Here is a 15780-nt window from a genome sequence, read left to right as displayed (position 1 = left end):
CTGCAGGACGCCGGCCTGCCGCCATTCCGGGTCGCCCGTGCCCGGACCCCGGCCGATGCCCAGGTCGACGCGCCCGGGACGGAGCGCCGCCGGCGTGGCGAACTGCTCGGCTACGACGCGCGGGCGTGGTTCGCCAGGAGGGCCCCGCCCGACCCGACCCTGATCCGTGAGGTCACTGCCGCGAGATGGGCCGGCAGCACGGGAGGGGCGACGCTGCCGGCGGAACGGTACCCGTGGTGCTCGGCCACCCACACCCTGCGGGAGCCGAGTTCACCGGCCCGCCGCGCGGTCGCGACCGTCGCGGCCAGGGCCTCGCCCGCGCTCGCGCCCTCCTCCGCCGGCGCCAGGTCGAGGACGGACAGCGGAGGCAGCGGGCGGGCGGCGGGCGGTGACTGCTGCCCGGCCTGTCACGGAAGTCCTTTCCCTCGGGCGAGGACGGGAGGTGCCTCGACCTGACGCATCGGACGGAGGTCTCAGGAACCGATGCGAGCGGGCCTGACCGTTCCGTGGACCTGCCGGGCGTGGGCGGCGTAACGGCGGCGGCCCAGGACGGGGACGATCATCCGGACGGGCAGCGGGGCCGTCGCCAGGACCGCCTTGATGACCTCCGGGTCACCCTCGTACATGGCCATCCCGAAGACGAGCGGCAGGTCCTTCTTCGGCGTGTTCTGCATGCCGTGCTCGCCGAGCTGGTGCCACTCCGCCGCGGTGACGTGCTTCTCGGCCAGCGGCAGGATCTCCTTCTCCTCCAGTGCCATGTGCTGGATGAGCACCGTCAGCAGCCGCTCGAACGCCTCGGCGAGCTCCTCGCCGTCCTGCGCGGTCGCGGTCCAGGCCACGAGCCGTCCGGTCACCTCGGTGTGCAGTTCGTCGATGGCGTGGTGCTGCTGCTCCATCGTCGGCACGATGACCTCGGCGTCCACCCCGGCCCGCTCGACCAGCTTGGGCCAGAGCAGCTTGTCCTCGCCCTCGTGGTGCGTGTGCAGGACCCGGCACACCAGCGCCGCGTGGGCGCCGACGACCTCCGCGCGCCGGGTGTCGCCCGGCGCGACGGACCGGATGAGGTCGGGGAGCAGTCTGAACTCCCGGCGCAGCGCGGTGTGGGCCATGTACATGTCGCGCGTATCGGCCATGGGTTCATCGACGAGTGGAGCCATTGTCTCTTCCTTGTGCGGCCGCCCGGCATCCCGGGGGGGATGACGCGGCCCGTGTCGGGCGTGGCCCCGCGCGCTCGCCGACGGCCCGGGGGTGTTCGCAACCGCCGTCGGTGGCACCGGTGGCGGCCGCCGGGTGTGACGGAGTGCGCAGGGTGATCAGTACAGGGGAAAGCGCAGATCAGAGGCCTTGCCCGCTGTCCAGGCCACTGTGCCAGCGGCTTCCCGGCCGCCGCATGCGTCAAATGCCCCTGGGCCGCGGCGGCCGCATGGGTCGTCTGACGCAGCCGCCGGGCGGTGCGGCCGACCCGCGGGAGCGGGTTCCGGAGCGATTCCCGCGCGACGTCCTGACCGGTGCCGTCGGTCGTGGCGAGGCGGCCGGCGCGTGACTTCACCGGGTTGCCGCGCTTCCCCGTCGGCCTGGTCGGCGTCCGGACCGCCCGGCCGGGCCGCGTTCCGTGCGTTCTGGGCGGCGCATCCGGTGCGGACAGGACCTCCGGCACCAAGACCTTCCACCACCCACCGGTGGCGTCCGTCACGGGGCGTGCGCGGGGAAGGAAACGCGACCGGGCCGTGTTGGACAGATCTGTCCGGTGAAAATGAACAGACCTGTCTACTCAATCCAGGGACGTCGGCATGCCCGAGCAGTGCACCTTGCAGGACCGCCACACGGCCTCGGCCACCATGGCCGGCCCCGGCCCCCACCGCGCGGAGGCGGCCTCGGCGGTGTCCGCGCCCAGGAGCCTGCGCACCGGGGTGCTGCCTCCCCGAGCGGCCTTCTACCTGCTCGCGTCGATCGTGGTGTCGTTCCTGGCGGCATCCAGTGCGCCCACCCCGCTGTACGCGGTGTACCAGGCGGAGTGGGGATTCAGCCCGGTGACGACGACCGTGGTGTTCGGCGTGTACGCCATCGCCGTCCTGGCCTCGCTGCTCACCTTGGGCCGGCTGTCGGACCACCTCGGGCGGCGTCCCGTCCTGCTGGCGGCCCTCGCGGCGCAGGCGGTGGCGATGGTGGTGTTCGCGACCGCCCACGGGGTGCCGGAACTGCTGGTCGGCCGCGTGATCCAGGGACTGTCCACCGGTGCCGCGCTGGGCGCCGTCGGCGCCGGGATGATGGACATCGACCGGCGGCGCGGAACCGTCGCCAACTCCTTCGCCCCGGGGCTCGGCACCGCCACCGGCTCGCTGGCCTCGGCCTTCCTCGTCCAGTACCTGCCCGCCCCGACGCACCTGGTCTACCTCGCGCTGGTCGGCGTCCTCGCCCTCCAGGCGGTGGGCGTGGCCCTGATGCGCGAGACGCTGACCCCCACCCCCGGTGCGCTGGCCGCGCTCGTCCCGGACGTCAAACTGCCCAGGACGGTGCGGCGCGCGGTCCTGAACACGGCACCGGTCATGATCGCCGTCTGGGCACTCGCGGGCTTCTACGGCTCCCTGGGCCCGGCCCTCGTGCGGAGCCTCACCCACTCCGCGTCGGCCGTCTACGGCGGACTGGCCCTGTTCGTCCTGGCAGGCGTGGCCGCCGCCGCGACCCTCATGCTGCGCTCCGCACCCGCCCGCTCGGTCATGCTCATCGGCATCGGCACACTCATCGCGGGCGTCGCCCTGACCCTGATCGCCGTGGAGGACGGTTCACCCGTGCTGTTCTTCCTCGGCTCCGCCATCGCGGGCATCGGTTTCGGCAGCGGGTTCCAGGGCGGCATCCGCACTGTCATGCCGCTGACCGCCGCCCACGAGCGCTCCGGCGTCCTGTCGCTGCTGTACGTGGTGTCCTACCTGGGCCTGGGAGTGCCGTCGGTGATCGCCGGCTACCTCGTCGTGCACGCCGGCGGCCTGCTCGCCACCGCCCGCGAGTACGGCGCGGCCGTCATGGTCCTGGCTCTGCTGGCCCTGATCGGACTGCTCACCGAAGGGCGCGGCAGCCGTTCACGACCCGGAATTGCCTAAGGTGAACCGAGACCGGACCAGTGAGGAGGCGGCCATGGCTGCCGGCAGCGCCAGGACACACGCAGCGCACACCGGGGCGAAACCCTCGGCACGTGAGCGCCTGCTGTCCGCCGCCAACGAGTTGTTCTACGCGGAGGGCGTGCAGACGGTCGGCATCGACCGCATCATCGAGCGCGCCGGGGTCGCCAAGGCCTCCCTCTACAACACCTTCGGCAGCAAGGACGAACTCGTCCACGCCTACCTGCAGTCCCGGCACGCCGCCACCACCGCCCGCATCCTCGCCTTCCTCGAGCGCTACGAGACCCCCCGTACCCGGCTCCTCGGCGTCTTCGACGCGCAGGCGGAGTCGTTCAAGGGCCCCGGCTACCGCGGCTGCGCCTTCATCGCCGCGAGCGCGGAGGCGGAGGCGGGCAGCAGCACGGAACAGGCCTCCAGCGACTACCGGGCCTGGGTGCGCGCCCTGTTCACCGACCTCGCCCGCCAGGCCGGCGTCACGGATCCGCAGACCCTGGGACGCCGGTTGCAGCTCCTTTACGACGGATGCGCCGTCTCGGTGCGCATGGACGCCGACCCCGAAGCGGCGGCCGCGGCCAGGGCGACCGCCGAAGTCCTCCTGGACGCCGCGCTGTCCACGGCGCCCGAGCGCGGCGACACCGCCTGAGGGCCGGGCCGTGGCCGGGGACGATCCGGCCGGAGGCGGGCACAAATCCGGGCGGGGGCCGCTCGCCGTGGTGGAGGGTGTGCGCATGGAGTTCTTCTGTTACCACCGCGACCGGGCCGGTTCGCTGACGCTGCGCCAAGAGCTGCTCGAGGACCACTGGTCCTACATGGACAGGTACGAGCAGGAGATGATCGCCCGCGGCCCGACCCTCACCACCGAGGGCGGCGAGCCCACCGGCAGCGTGCACATCGTCGATCTGCCGGACCCCGTGGCCGCCCGCGCTTTCGCCTTCGACGAGCCCGGCCACCAGGCCGGGGTCTACCGGGACGTGCTGTTGCGCCGGTGGCGCAACCTGCTGGGGCGCACCATGTGGGACTTCCCCGGTGGCCGCACCGGCGGCAAGCGCTACCTGGTGCTCGGCCTCGGCGCGGGCCGGGGCGTCGACCTCGACGTACCGCGCGGGCGGGACGACCTGATCGCGTACGGGCCCCTGCTGTCCGACGACGGCGGCACATGGCTGGGGACGGCCGCGCTCGTCCGGGCCGCGGACCCGGCCGCTGCGCGTGCGGTCCTGACGGCCGGTCCGTACGCCGAGATCGAGGTCCACGACTGGCAGTTCGGCGGCCGGCCGTGATCCGGGCCGCGGTCGCGCGTTCCTGCTGCGGGCCCGGCGGTCGGGCCCCGGCGTTCGCGTCAGGACTCGCCTTCGGGTCCTCCGGCCGGCTGCTCTGCGTGGGCGGCTGCCTTGCCGGCCCGACGGCGGGCGTCGCGGGCGGCCCGGTCGGCGGCGCGGAGCCGGCGTCGTGCGTCGTCCTGGTCGTCGCGGGCTGCCCGTAGGGCCTCTTCCGCCTGTTCGGCCTGCTCGAGCAGTTCGTCGAGGCGCTGCTGGGCCTCGTCGCGGTGCCGGCCGGCGGCGGCGAGGTCCTCCCGGGCGGCCGCGGCGTCGCTCTCCCGGGCCCGGGCTTCCTGTTCCGCTTGTGCGGCTTCTTCGCGCCGGCGCCGCAACTCCGCCTCCCGGCGGGCCCGTTCCCTGTCCTCGGCGGCCTGTGCCGGCCTCTTCCTCGTCGGGCGGTGGGGCACGTCGTCGGGTACGGGGGCGGTGGTGGCCCGGCCGGTGATGTCGACGGTCGCCGACAGCGGCTTGCTGAGGCGGCCTTCCGTGAACGCCGCGCCGGCGTCGGGGTCGGCGAGTGCGGCGTGCAGGGTCTCCTCGACCTCTTGCACGGCTTGACCCGCGAGGGGGTGTCCGGCGTCGGCGGCGAGTTGTCCGGCCTGCCGGGACAGGGCGCGAACGAGTTCCCTCTGCCGGCGGTTGAGTTGGCGAAGCTGTTCCCCGTCGAGGTCCCGGTGGGCCCGGCGCAGCGCTTCGCCGAGCTGGAGGAGCGGGCCGGTCTCCTCGTGGTGTTCGCGGGCGAGCAGGTTGGCGGCCCAGGCCGAGGCGGTGGGTTTGCGCAGGGCGGTGATCCGGTCGGCGAGGGCCCGGTCGCCGGCCTGCCGGGCGGCCCGGGCGTGTGCGTCGCGGGCGGCGGTGAACTGCGCGGGCGGCAGCCGGAACAGCTCGTCGGCGACCGCGTCGAAGTCGGTGGGAGCGTCCCCGCCTGCCATGGTGCACCACCTGCCCGGCCGTCGGCCCCGTACGAACTGCCCGCCCCGTGCGCCCGGGACCGGGGCCCGGGGCGGGCCGGGGACCACTGCCGACCATCGAACAACCGCCCCGGCCGACCCGCAGCCGCACCGCACCCGATCGGGTCGGGGACGTGGGCCTACCGGGTACCGAGCGAGTCGCGGAGGTGCTCGACGAACTCGGCGGGATGGGTGGTCAGACCGACGTGGCCACCGGGGAAGTGCCGGAGTCCGGTGCCGAGGTGCTCGGCCAGGGCGGCGACGGCGCGGTGGGGGAGTTCGCCCCGGGAGTCCTGGCCGGCGGTCAGCACGATCCGGTCGGACAGCGTCTTGAGGCGGTCGGTGTCGGGGACGTACGACATGAAGGCGGGGACGACGCGTCCGACGAAGAGGGGCAGGTTGCCCATCGTCCGCTCGACGCGGGCGGCCGCGCGCGGAGGGAGCTTGACCTCGGGCTGCGGGCCGGTGCCGTCGTCGTCCTTCTTCATGCCCTCGGCGAACGCTGCCATCGCCGGCATGAGGCCCTCGGTGCGGTAGGTGTCCCGCACGCGGGCGACGAGCGCGCGGTGTCCGGGCGCGTCCGGGAGGACCTCCACGACCGGCGGTTCGTGCGCGACGAGACGTGTGACGCGTTCGGGGTGGGTGGTGAGGAGGTGGAGGGCGGTGATCGCGCCGGAGCTGGCGCCGAAGACGCGGGCGGGCTCGTGCGGCGAGAGCAGGTCGACGACGCGGAGCGCGTCGTCGGCGTGTTCGGCGACGTGCTGTTCGGCGTCCGGGTCGTCGAGGGTGCTGCGGGACATGCCGCGGGGGTCGTAGGTGGCGACGGTGTACTCGGCGGCCAGGTCGTCGGCGACGTCCTCGAAGGACGCGGCGCCGCCGGTTCCTCCGGGGACCAGGAGCAGGAGGGGGCCCCGGCCGCGTACCTCGTAGTGCAGGGTGGCGCCGTTCACGCTCAGGGTGCCGGTGCTGGGGTCGGTCGTCGTCATGGGCTTGCTTCTCCGTCTCGGGCCTGGGGCCAGTGCTCCAGGAGGGTGTGCAGGGCGTCGAGGGCACGGAGCCAGGACCGCTCCGGCGAACGCCGGTGGGCGAAGCCGCCCGCGGCCTCCAGGGCGACGAAGCCGTGGAAGGTGCTGCGCAGCAGCCGTACGGCGTCGGTGAGGTCGGGTTCGCTGAGGCCGTAGGCGTGGAGCATGCCGTAGGTCAGTTCGACGGCGCGTCGCGGCCCGGGTGCCTCGGCGACCAGTTCGGGGTCGATCCGGAGCGGGGTCTGCGTCGCGGTGTAGCGGCCGGGGTGCTGGTGGGCGTACTCGCGCCAGGCGGTCGCGTACGCGGTGAGGGCGTCCTTGCCGGCGCGGCCGGCGGTGGCCTCCGCGATGCGGATGGTCTTCTCGTCGGCGGCCAGGAGGGCGATGCGTCCGCGCAGGTCCTCGAGGCTGCGGACGTGGGTGTAGAGGCTGGCGTCCTTGACGCCGAGCCGGCGGGCGACCTGGGACATGGTCACGTGCTCAAGCCCGACCTCGTCCGCCAGTTCGGCGCCCGCGACCGTCACCCGTTCCGTCGTCAGTCCGGCTCGTGTCATGTGCCCTCCCGCTTCCCAGGGGCTTCCTAGGGACCCTAATTTTAGCCTAGGGCCCCTAGGAAGTGCGAGTGGATACGGGTGCGAGGGGAGGGGGCGGGCGGCAACGGCCGACGCCGACCCGTCACCCGCTTTGGCTACCTAATGTGCACACCTCATTACGCAGGGCGATTGTTGCTGTTGGGCTCGCTGCTGTCCCTGACGGCTTCCTCTCCCGGTGGCGGCGTCCGCCGCGCGCCCGCGAGCTCCTTCCTGGAGGTGACGTGTTGTCCCGAATAGCCCTGCCTCAGGCGTCCGAACAGCGGCGCCGAGGTGGTCTGCGGATGTGGACGATGGCCGCGAGCGTGGCCCTGGCGTCCAGTGCTGTGACAGGTGCCGCCCACGCGGAGAGCGCCGACGGTGGCCAGGCCGGCATCGTGAAACCCGGTGCGACGAGCGGTCTCGCCGACCCTTGCTTCCTCTTCCCCTACTTCCCCGGGTACTGCCCGAGCCGCCCCGGCTACGGCTACCCCGGACATCCCGGCCACCACGGCTACCCCGGTTATCCGGGCCGTCCCGGTCCTCCGGGTCCGCCCGGACCCCCCGGCCCGCAGGGGCCGGCGGGCCCCGCCGGCCCCGCCGGATCCACCGGGCCGGCGGGTCCTGCCGGCCCGCAGGGTCCGGACGGGCCCAAGGGCGATACCGGCGAAACCGGGCCGGCGGGCCCCGACGGTCCCGAGGGCCCGCAGGGGCCGCCCGGACCCGGCGCCGCACCGCACGACCTGGAGGGCTTCCGAGACAGTGGGACGTTCACCGCGCCCGCCGATGTGACCCGGGTCTTCGTCCAGATGTGGGGCGCCGGTGGTGGCGGTGGCGGCGGGCTCCTTCTCCCCGCCGTTCTGGGCGGAGGCGGGGGCGCCGGTGGCTTCGCCTGGTGCACCGTGCCGGTGATGCCCGGCACGGCCTACACCGTGACTGTCGGCCAAGGCGGGCTCGCCGCCTCGAACAGTACGGACGGTGCCGACGGGGCGGACACGATCCTTACCGGCCCCAGCGGTGTCATCGCCACTGCCACTGGCGGCATCGGCGGACATGTCGGCTCGGTCGGCGCGGTTCCCAGCCCCGGTGGATCGGGCACCTGTTCGATGACCGGTACGACGAGCGGTACGGTCCGCGACGGCGCCGATGGTCAGCCTGCCCTGACCAGCAGTGTGGCGGGCCAGGGTGGCCGGCCCGCGGTGAACGGCATCGTCGAGCCCGATCCGCAGGGGGCGGGCACGGGTGGCAACGGCGCGGGCGTACTGCAACCGGCCCTCAACGGCGGCAACGGATACGTCGTCATCTGGTGGTAGGAACAGGCACACGGCAGGCCCGGCGCACCCATAGGGTGCGCCGGGCCTGTTCCATCCCATCGGCCGCATGTGCCGTTCCCCAGTCGCTGTCGCGGAGTTCGGCCGCGGTCAGCTTCTCGGCGAGGCGCCGGCCGTCTCCCCTCCACATGAACCGGGTTCTGTCACGGTTCCACCGTGCCGTCGGTCTCTCCCTCAGAGGCGTCCGTGGCTGTCCGCCGCGCGGCACGCGCGGTGGGCAGCCGCCGCAAGAGGAACGAGTGGACCGAGGTCATCACCATGGCAAACGAGAGTGTCCTGCACCCGAGCCTGATCGTCCCGGTCGGGCATGTCGAGCCGGTGCCGCGCAGGGTCAGGGGGCTGATCGGGGGGCGCGTCGTCTTCGACACCCGCCGCGCGCTGTACGTGTGGGAGTGGCAGGCCTATCCGCAGTTCAGCATTCCGGTCGAGGACCTGGTCGACGGTGTGCTCGTCGACGAGCACCACACCGAGCACCACGGTGCGGGCTCCGCGCGCCGGCACGCACTGCAGATCGGCCCGGAGGTCCGCGAGGGCGCGGCGTGGGTGTGGGAGGAGGACGGCCCGGAGCCGCTGCACGGCACCGTGCGCTTCGAATGGGAGGCGGTGGACTTCTGGTTCGAGGAGGACGAGCCCGTCTTCGTGCACCCCAGGAGCCCCTATTCGCGGGTGGACGCGCTGCGTTCGTCGAGCGGCGTCCGGGTGGAGCTGGACGGGGTCGTGCTGGCGGAGGCACCCAACTGCGTGAAGCTGTTCGAGACCGGCCTCCCGACCCGGTACTACATCGAGCGCATGTACGTCGACTGGGCGCGACTGCGGCACTCTGACACGGTGACGCGCTGTCCGTACAAGGGGACGACCAGCGCCTACTGGTCGTTCGACGGCGACACCGCGTCCCACGAGGACATCGCCTGGGGGTACGACTTCCCGACCATCCACGCCAACCGCATCGCGGGCCTGGTCGCGTTCTACAACGAGCACGTCGACCTCTACGTCGACGGCTTCCTGCTCCCGAAGCCCACCGGCTCCGCACTCGGGGTCGCCAAGTAGCGGCCGGGGCCGTCCCGGACCGCGTTCCCTCGGCGGTTCGCCAGCCAGACGGCGATCCGTTCCTTGAACTCGCGGTCGACGTAGGGACTGTCGTCGGCCACGATCCGCTCCAGGTGCCGCAGGACGTTGTCCGAGCGATCCGGGTGGCGCACCGCGAGGACGTCGACGCCGAGTTCACCCGTCGAGGCGCTTACGTACACACTGCTGTCGAGCGCCAGCATGGCGAAGCCCGGGTGGCCCGCGTGGATGCCGAGGAACGCCGACGCGGCGCCCCGGCCCATGACGTCCCAGCGCTCCAGGAGCCGGACCCGGGTCCAGAGCGCGGGTGCGGTGTGCTCGTCGCCGTGCAGGTTCCGCAGGGCGGCCCGGTGTGTCCGGGTGCCCTGCGGAAGCTGGACGAGGAATTCGCGCCGGTGGTCGAGGAGGCCCGAGGAGACGGCGAGTTCGTACCAGTCCTCATTGAGCCGCTCGACGAGCCGCGGGGTCCCGTACGCGTGAGAGAAGCCGCCTGCCACGTCCTCGACTTCGTATCCGAGGACGAACGGCATCGTCCCGTCGGGCACGGCGTCCGGTATCACCTCGAGGCCGGCCCGCCGCAGCGGCCGGTACACCTTGCGGTAGCGCTCCCTGGTACCCACTGGTCACCGTTGTAGCAGGGCCTGCCGGGACGGTGACCGGCCGGGGTCAGGACGGACGGGTCGCGGAGATCCCGCCGTCCACGTAGAGCGTGATGCCGTGGACCATGGCCGCGTCGTCGCTGACGACGTACAGGACGCCCTTGGCGATGTCCTCGGGCCGGACGACCACGCCCGCCGGGGTGGCGGCGGTCATCGCGTCGAGCTCCGCGCGGGCCGCCTCGTTGCCCGGCGTGAGGGTCGCCCCGGGGGCGACCGCGTTCACGCGAACGCCGCGCGGCCCGTACTCGGCGGCCCAGCTGCGGGTGAGCTGCTCGTCCGCCGCCTTGGTCGCGGTGTACATCGCCGCGTAGGGGCTGCCGACCCGGGCCATCCAGGAGCCGATGGTGACGATCACGCCGCTGCCGCGCTCGGCCATGGCCGGAGCCATCGCGGCGACCAGGACGTGCGGAGCGCGGACGTTGACCGCGAGCATGGCGTCCAGTTCCGCGTCCGGCAGGTCCTCGGTCCTCGTCGCGGGATAGATGCCCGCGTTGTTGACCAGGATGTCGACGCGTCCGCCCAGCGCGTCGGTGGCCTGTGCGGCGAAGGCCCGCAGCTGCTCGTAGCCGCCCGTCAGGTCCGCCGCGACGAAGTCGGCCCGGCCGCCGGCCTGCCGGATGCCGTCGACGAGCCGCGGCCCGCGGGTCCCCTGCCGGCCGCTGACGACGACGTGGGCGCCCTCGCCGGCCAGGGTGCGGGCTATCGCGGCGCCGATCCCGCTGGTCGAGCCGGTGACCACGGCGGTACGGCCGGCCAGCCGGGAGCCGGGGACGGAAGGTGTGCTGTCCATGGTGTGAAGCGAAGTAGTCATGGGTCCTGTCTAAGCCGGGCCTCCGGCATCGGGCGAGGTCAGGACGTACCTGGGCACGGCAGGACCACCCAGGGCGCCGACGGCCCGCCTACGCTTGAGCCATGCCACGCGACCGCGCCGCGCTCGGGGCGTTCCTCCGCTCCCGCCGGGACCGTCTCACCCCCGCCCAGGCGGGCATCGACGCCTTCCCCGGGGCCCGGCGGGTGCCGGGGCTGCGGCGCGAGGAACTGGCCGTCCTCGCGGGCCTGAGCCCGGACTACTACAGCCGCCTCGAGCAGGGGCGCCAGGCCAACGTCTCCGACGAGGTCCTCGACGCGCTGGCCCGGGCACTGCGCCTGGACGAGGTCGAACGCGCGCACCTGCGCGACCTTGCCGCACCCACCGCGCGACGCCGCACCGCCGGCCCGCACCCGGCCGCGGTCCAGCGTCCCGACCCCGGGCTGCTGCGGGTGATGCGGACGCTTGACCACGTCCCGGTGCTGCTGCTCGGCCATCGCGGCGAGGTCCTGGCCCGCAACGGGCTGCTGATGGAGGTGCTGGGCCGTCCGCTGGAGCCGGGGACCTCGTTCGTCCGCTTCATGTTCCAGGACCCGGTCGCCCGCGAACGGATCGTGAACTGGCAGGACTTCGCGTCGGCAACCGTCGCCACGATGCGCCGGGAGACCGCCCGCCGTCCGCACGACGCCCGCCTCACGGCGCTCGTGGACGAACTGCGCGCCACCGACCCGGACGTCGCCCGCTGGTGGGACGACCACGGCGTCCGTGACTACGCGTCGGTGGCCAAGCGCGTCCGGCACCCTGGTGCGGGCCCGCTGACCTTCGACATCGAGATCGTCTGCGCGCCCCACGAGCCCGACCAGCGCCTCGTCGTGTACACCGCCGAACCCGACTCCTCCACCGCCCGTGTCCTGCCGATCCTGGCCAGCTGGAGCGCCGCGCTCCAACGCTGACACGGCCCCGCGCCGAACAGGGACGGTCCCGTTTTCCCTGTTATCGTCATGAATGATCCTCTTCGGGCGCCTCTTCGGGTGCCGTCCAGGGGCCAGGAGGTCAGGTGAATCTCCGGCGTCCGCCGTCCGTGGTCCTCGACGTCGCATTGGTCCTCGTGGCGCTCTTCGACGTCTGGGTCCACGTCCGTGTCGACGAACCGCTGCAACTGGCGTGCGCGCTGGGCGGGGCCTTCGTGCTTCTGCTGCGGCACGGCCTGCCGCTGCTGACGTTCCTGGTGACCTTGCCGGCCGTGTTCTTCTCCGACGCGATCTTCGCCTCGCTGGCGGCGCTGTACACCCTCGCCTCGGTGTCGCGGCGGCGCGTCGTCCTCGCCGTCGGCGTGGCGGCCTTCACGCTCTGTGATCTCGCACCGGACATCAACGTCTCGGCGGACGACCTGGTGACGTTGAGCTACACCGCGGCGACCGCGGCCGCGGCGGTCTTCCTCGGGCAACTGGTGCAGGCCCGCCGGGACCTCTCGCAGCGCATCGTGGAGATCTCCGAGGCCCGCGAGCACGAACGGCTGCTGGTCGCCCAGACGATCCTGGCCGCCGAGCGTTCCCAGCTGGCCCGGGAGATGCACGACGTGGTCTCCCACCAGGTCAGCCTGATCGCGGTGCGGGCCGGGGCGCTCCAGGTCGGTACGCGTGACGCCGGGACGAAGGACGCCGCCGGCACGATCCGGCGGCTGAGCGTGCAGACCCTGGACGAGCTGCGGTACATGGTCGGCGTGCTGCGTGCCGCCGGTGACCGTCCCACCGACCTGACCCCGCAGCCGTCCCTGGCCGATCTCGAGCGGCTCGTGCACGGCAGCGGCATCGACGCCCGGCTGACCGCCGATCTTCCCGGCGACCTGGCCCCTTCGGTTCAGCGCGCCCTCTACCGCACCGTCCAGGAGGGGCTGACCAACGTACGCAAGCACGCCCCGGGTGCCGCGACGGCCATCCGGCTCTGGCAGAGCGGTGAGACCGTCCACGTCACCATCACCAACGGCCCTCCGACCCGGCCGACCATCCCTCTGCCCAGCGCCCATTACGGCCTGACGGGCCTGCGCCAGCGGGCGGCACTGCTCGGCGGCACGCTGGCCTGCGGTCCCACCGCCGACGGCGGCTACCGGCTCCGTCTCGACCTTCCGGTCAAGACGACCATGCCATCACCGGGCGACACCGGCCCGTGACCAGCGGCGGTGTTCGAGGTGCCGAGCGAGGCTCGTGGGTGTATTGACTCCACGCCATCGCGGACAGAGCATGGATCTGGTGGGAATGTGAGGATAATCCACATTTCGAACATCACCACTTGATGCGGGGTCCTATCACCCGCAGCGAGGCCCGGGGCCGCTCCGGGCGGACAGCCGCAAGTGGTCCCGCGCCTCGACCGGGCCCAGGAACCAACCTGGCAAGGGAGAGTTGTCATGCGTATACCCAGGTGGCCCCTCGCCGCCATGGCCGGCCTCGCGCTCGCCCTGGGGGGTGCGGCCACATCGGCCGTCGCGGCACCGACCAGTGTGCCCGTGTCCGCCGTGAGCCACGGCGGCTGGGGCGACGGCAATTGGGGTTACGGCTACGGCTATGGCCACGGCGGCCACGGTCACGGAGGTCACGGCGGCCACGGTCACGGTGGCTATGGCGGTCATGGCGGCCATGGTGACGGCGGCTACGGCGGTCACGGTGGTGGCGGCTACGGCGGCGGTGGCCACGGTGGTGGCGGCTACGGCGGTGGCGGTCACGGTGGTGGCGGCGGCGGTCACGGCGGTGGCGGTGGCGGCGGCGGTCACGGCGGTGGGGGCGGTGGCGGCGGAAGGTGACAGAGCCGATGGGGCCGACTTCCGGTCGGCCCCATCTCGTATGTGAGCAGCGGGAGTACGGAAGTGCGGAGGTGTGACACGTGCCGGACAAGGAACCGGAAGGCCGGGCCGACGGCCAGTCGCGCTCGGAGGCGTGGAAGACGCAGCTGAAGACGCTCCAGGACGTCAGGCCGCCCTTCGTCCCGGAAGGCGCTTCGGCGATGACCATCGTCGTCTGGCGGGACCCCGGTGACCCGGGGGTGCCCCCGCACCGTCACTCGGGGCCGGCCTTCGGCTACGTGACCGAGGGCGCGGTGCTCTTCGAACTCGAGGGTGAGCCGGAACGGGTGATCAAGGCCGGTGAGAGCTTCTGGGAGCCGGGCGGGGATGTCATCCACTACCAGGACGGCAACGCCCTGACGGACGCACGGACGGAGTTCATCGTGACCATGCTGTGCGCACCCGGGCAGCCGATGCTCACCCTGGTCGACGAGGAAGAGCTGGCCCAGCGGGTCCATCTGCGCGCTCCGCGCCCCGCGGGGGGCTGACAGGCTCCGGATCGGCGCACCCCTGCGGCGCCCTCCGCGCTGGGAACTTCCATAGTACGTAAACCGTCATAAATGGTTAAAGGGGTGGCAAAGTCGGGAAGGCGGGCGGTATGGAGATGCCGCTCACCGCCTGGATCGTCCTCATCGCCTTCCTGGCGGTGGTGCTCGTCCTGGACCTCTTCGTCATCCACCGCCGGGCGACCGTGATCTCCATCCGGGAAGCCGCCCTGTGGAGCGTCGTCTGGGTGCTGCTGGGGCTGGGCTTCTGCGGTCTGCTGCTGATCTGGCAGGGACCGGTCCTGGCCGAGGAGTACCTCGCCGGTTACCTCATCGAGAAGAGCCTGTCCGTCGACAACATCTTCGTCTTCGCCCTGATCTTCGGGTACTTCGGCATCCCCGACCGCTACCAGCACCGGGTCCTGATGTGGGGCATCATCGGCGCGCTCGCCATGCGCGCGGTGTTCATCCTGGTCGGCGCGGCGCTGCTGGACGCCTTCCACGCCACCGTCTACGTCTTCGGCGCGCTCCTGCTGCTCACCGCCTTCAAGGTGCTGCGGCACGGCGCGGCCCAGGTCCACCCCGACCGCAACCTGGTCCTGCGCGCGTTGCGCCGCGTGGCCCCCGTCACCGAGCGGCTGCACGGCCAGCGTCTGCTGGTCAGGGTGAACGGTGCCTGGGCGGCGACCCCCTTGCTCGCCGCTCTGATCGTCATCGAGACCACCGACGTCGTCTTCGCCGTCGACAGCATTCCGGCGATCTTCGCGGTCACCCAGAACACCTTCATCGTCTTCGCCGCCAACGCCTTCTCCCTGCTGGGCATGCGGGCGGCCTACTTCCTCATCAGCGGTGCCGCCCGCCGGTTCCGGCACCTGCAGACCGGGCTGGGCGTGATCCTCGCCGGAGTCGGGGTGAAGCTCCTGCTCACCGACGTCCACAAGGTTCCCGTCTGGGCGTCGCTGAGCTTCATCATCGGCGTTCTCGCGATCACCTTCGCCGTCTCCTGGCACGACACCCGGTCCACCGCGGGCGCCCCTGGTGAGGGCGCCGGCCGACCGGGCGCGGGGGAGGACGACACACCGGGCGACACCAAGCGGCCGTCGTACGACGGTTCGCAGGTGTGAGCCGACGCGACGGGCATGGTGTACCACGCGGCCGAACTACTCCCGTTCGTCCTCGGCGGCCTGCTCATCACCGTCGTGGGCGCGCTCCTGCCCGCCGGATGGGCCGCGAGGGTCCGAGCCGCCACGGCCCTGCGCGCCGAATAGGAGGTGACGCCTCGTTCGAGGGCGTGGCCCGGTCCTTGCCCGGCGACAACGCGGCGCCTGAGAACGGCAGATGCGCACGGCATCCCGTGACCGAGGGAGTCCCGGCCGGCGATCGGGCGGGACTCCTCACGGAGGTCGTCACCTCCGGGTCGTACGGCGATCCCCGGCCCGGCTCTCGCAGCACCGGACCCGCGGCCCGCAACGAGAGCCCGCCGAGACGCGTCCGGTCCCCGGTTCCAAGATGGGGCCCCGGCCGTGCCGTTGCTTCCGGGGCGGTCCGCGGCGCCGCGGGCCGCCCCCGAGGTGCCGGGACGGAGCTCAGGTGCCCCCCGGTGCGCCCGCGACCCCCCGC

18 protein-coding genes are annotated in these 15780 nt (G+C 72.8%); 11 read left to right on the top strand and 7 right to left on the bottom strand.

From position 1 onward, the window contains the following. Window positions 1-110 precede the first annotated feature (110 nt). On the bottom strand, window positions 111-347 hold the full coding sequence (locus tag ACFW3D_RS33810; RefSeq protein ID WP_500510912.1) for an LLM class flavin-dependent oxidoreductase: 237 nt from the start codon (window positions 345-347) through the stop codon (window positions 111-113). Window positions 348-473: 126 nt separating this feature from the next. Next, a complete protein-coding gene (locus ACFW3D_RS33805; protein WP_500510885.1) occupies window positions 474-1157 on the bottom strand; it encodes a hemerythrin domain-containing protein in 684 nt (227 codons plus the stop codon). Between the two features lie 633 nt (window positions 1158-1790). Between ACFW3D_RS33805 and ACFW3D_RS33800 the strand changes: the two genes are divergently transcribed. From ACFW3D_RS33800 to ACFW3D_RS33790, 3 genes are all read left to right on the top strand, one after another. Further along, window positions 1791-3098: an MFS transporter gene (locus ACFW3D_RS33800; protein ID WP_500510882.1), complete on the top strand. Its 1308-nt coding sequence runs from the start codon at window positions 1791-1793 to the stop codon at window positions 3096-3098. 34 nt (window positions 3099-3132) lie between these two features. Continuing rightward, entirely contained in the window at window positions 3133-3759 is a 627-nt protein-coding gene (locus ACFW3D_RS33795) for a TetR/AcrR family transcriptional regulator (protein ID WP_500510880.1), read from the top strand. Between the two features lie 85 nt (window positions 3760-3844). Beyond that, on the top strand, window positions 3845-4393 hold the full coding sequence (locus tag ACFW3D_RS33790) for a YciI family protein (RefSeq protein ID WP_500510878.1): 549 nt from the start codon (window positions 3845-3847) through the stop codon (window positions 4391-4393). 59 nt (window positions 4394-4452) lie between these two features. Here ACFW3D_RS33790 and ACFW3D_RS33785 read toward each other — a convergent pair whose 3' ends face one another. From ACFW3D_RS33785 to ACFW3D_RS33775, 3 genes are all read right to left on the bottom strand, one after another. After that, complete coding sequence (locus ACFW3D_RS33785; protein WP_500510875.1) at window positions 4453-5364, bottom strand: hypothetical protein; 912 nt, start codon at window positions 5362-5364, stop codon at window positions 4453-4455. 158 nt (window positions 5365-5522) lie between these two features. Beyond that, entirely contained in the window at window positions 5523-6368 is an 846-nt protein-coding gene (locus ACFW3D_RS33780; RefSeq protein WP_500510873.1) for an alpha/beta fold hydrolase, read from the bottom strand. Continuing rightward, entirely contained in the window at window positions 6365-6961 is a 597-nt protein-coding gene (locus tag ACFW3D_RS33775) for a TetR/AcrR family transcriptional regulator (RefSeq protein WP_500510871.1), read from the bottom strand. Before ACFW3D_RS33775 ends, ACFW3D_RS33780 begins: the two co-directional genes overlap by 4 nt. A 320-nt stretch (window positions 6962-7281) precedes the next feature. Between ACFW3D_RS33775 and ACFW3D_RS33770 the strand changes: the two genes are divergently transcribed. Continuing rightward, window positions 7282-8289 carry a glycine-rich domain-containing protein gene (locus ACFW3D_RS33770; protein WP_500510868.1) on the top strand — a complete coding sequence of 336 codons (1008 nt, stop codon included), beginning with the start codon at window positions 7282-7284 and terminating at the stop codon, window positions 8287-8289. Window positions 8290-8565: 276 nt separating this feature from the next. Then, entirely contained in the window at window positions 8566-9354 is a 789-nt protein-coding gene (locus tag ACFW3D_RS33765) for a DUF427 domain-containing protein (protein ID WP_500510866.1), read from the top strand. Here ACFW3D_RS33765 and ACFW3D_RS33760 read toward each other — a convergent pair. Together ACFW3D_RS33760 and ACFW3D_RS33755 are read right to left on the bottom strand one after the other, a co-directional pair. Continuing rightward, the gene (locus ACFW3D_RS33760) at window positions 9294-9992 is read right to left on the bottom strand and encodes a hypothetical protein (RefSeq protein WP_500510864.1); all 699 of its coding nucleotides are present in this window, start codon (window positions 9990-9992) and stop codon (window positions 9294-9296) included. The two genes, ACFW3D_RS33765 and ACFW3D_RS33760, sit on opposite strands and share 61 nt — an antisense overlap. 46 nt (window positions 9993-10038) lie before the next feature. After that, a complete protein-coding gene (locus ACFW3D_RS33755; RefSeq protein WP_500510862.1) occupies window positions 10039-10821 on the bottom strand; it encodes an SDR family NAD(P)-dependent oxidoreductase in 783 nt (260 codons plus the stop codon). Between the two features lie 122 nt (window positions 10822-10943). Here ACFW3D_RS33755 and ACFW3D_RS33750 point away from each other — a divergent pair, with 122 nt between their 5' ends. The 6 genes from ACFW3D_RS33750 (at window position 10944) to ACFW3D_RS33725 (ending at window position 15428) form a co-directional block, all read left to right on the top strand. After that, entirely contained in the window at window positions 10944-11792 is an 849-nt protein-coding gene (locus ACFW3D_RS33750) for a helix-turn-helix transcriptional regulator (RefSeq protein ID WP_500510859.1), read from the top strand. 104 nt (window positions 11793-11896) lie between these two features. Beyond that, on the top strand, window positions 11897-13009 hold the full coding sequence (locus ACFW3D_RS33745) for a sensor histidine kinase (protein ID WP_500510856.1): 1113 nt from the start codon (window positions 11897-11899) through the stop codon (window positions 13007-13009). 234 nt (window positions 13010-13243) lie between these two features. Next, window positions 13244-13636 (top strand): hypothetical protein, encoded by a 393-nt coding sequence (locus ACFW3D_RS33740; RefSeq protein ID WP_500510853.1) that lies wholly within the window; start codon window positions 13244-13246, stop codon window positions 13634-13636. Between the two features lie 146 nt (window positions 13637-13782). Next, window positions 13783-14163: a cupin domain-containing protein gene (locus ACFW3D_RS33735; RefSeq protein WP_500510909.1), complete on the top strand. Its 381-nt coding sequence runs from the start codon at window positions 13783-13785 to the stop codon at window positions 14161-14163. A gap of 110 nt (window positions 14164-14273) precedes the next feature. Next, window positions 14274-15284: a TerC family protein gene (locus ACFW3D_RS33730; RefSeq protein ID WP_500510851.1), complete on the top strand. Its 1011-nt coding sequence runs from the start codon at window positions 14274-14276 to the stop codon at window positions 15282-15284. A 15-nt stretch (window positions 15285-15299) separates the two neighbouring features. Then, window positions 15300-15428: a hypothetical protein gene (locus ACFW3D_RS33725; RefSeq protein WP_500510849.1), complete on the top strand. Its 129-nt coding sequence runs from the start codon at window positions 15300-15302 to the stop codon at window positions 15426-15428. The last annotated feature ends 352 nt before the right edge of the window (window positions 15429-15780 follow it).

It is taken from the genome of Streptomyces sp. NPDC058864, from assembly GCF_042742985.1.
Taxonomy (GTDB): domain Bacteria; phylum Actinomycetota; class Actinomycetes; order Streptomycetales; family Streptomycetaceae; genus Actinacidiphila.
This window is presented reverse-complemented; position numbering and strand designations above follow the sequence as displayed.

Excerpts from the sequence above, each read along its gene's own strand:
- ACFW3D_RS33775 (WP_500510871.1), bottom strand. The coding sequence starts at position 6,961 with ATGACACGAGCCGGACTGACGACGGAACGGGTGACGGTCGCGGGCGCC.
- ACFW3D_RS33730 (WP_500510851.1), top strand. The coding sequence starts at position 14,274 with ATGGAGATGCCGCTCACCGCCTGGATCGTCCTCATCGCCTTCCTGGCG.
- ACFW3D_RS33790 (WP_500510878.1), top strand. The coding sequence starts at position 3,845 with ATGGAGTTCTTCTGTTACCACCGCGACCGGGCCGGTTCGCTGACGCTG.
- ACFW3D_RS33725 (WP_500510849.1), top strand. The coding sequence starts at position 15,300 with ATGGTGTACCACGCGGCCGAACTACTCCCGTTCGTCCTCGGCGGCCTG.
- ACFW3D_RS33795 (WP_500510880.1), top strand. The coding sequence starts at position 3,133 with ATGGCTGCCGGCAGCGCCAGGACACACGCAGCGCACACCGGGGCGAAA.
- ACFW3D_RS33785 (WP_500510875.1), bottom strand. The coding sequence starts at position 5,364 with ATGGCAGGCGGGGACGCTCCCACCGACTTCGACGCGGTCGCCGACGAG.
- ACFW3D_RS33805 (WP_500510885.1), bottom strand. The coding sequence starts at position 1,157 with ATGGCTCCACTCGTCGATGAACCCATGGCCGATACGCGCGACATGTAC.
- ACFW3D_RS33755 (WP_500510862.1), bottom strand. The coding sequence starts at position 10,821 with ATGGACAGCACACCTTCCGTCCCCGGCTCCCGGCTGGCCGGCCGTACC.
- ACFW3D_RS33750 (WP_500510859.1), top strand. The coding sequence starts at position 10,944 with ATGCCACGCGACCGCGCCGCGCTCGGGGCGTTCCTCCGCTCCCGCCGG.
- ACFW3D_RS33770 (WP_500510868.1), top strand. The coding sequence starts at position 7,282 with ATGTGGACGATGGCCGCGAGCGTGGCCCTGGCGTCCAGTGCTGTGACA.
- ACFW3D_RS33765 (WP_500510866.1), top strand. The coding sequence starts at position 8,566 with ATGGCAAACGAGAGTGTCCTGCACCCGAGCCTGATCGTCCCGGTCGGG.
- ACFW3D_RS33780 (WP_500510873.1), bottom strand. The coding sequence starts at position 6,368 with ATGACGACGACCGACCCCAGCACCGGCACCCTGAGCGTGAACGGCGCC.
- ACFW3D_RS33800 (WP_500510882.1), top strand. The coding sequence starts at position 1,791 with ATGCCCGAGCAGTGCACCTTGCAGGACCGCCACACGGCCTCGGCCACC.
- ACFW3D_RS33740 (WP_500510853.1), top strand. The coding sequence starts at position 13,244 with ATGCGTATACCCAGGTGGCCCCTCGCCGCCATGGCCGGCCTCGCGCTC.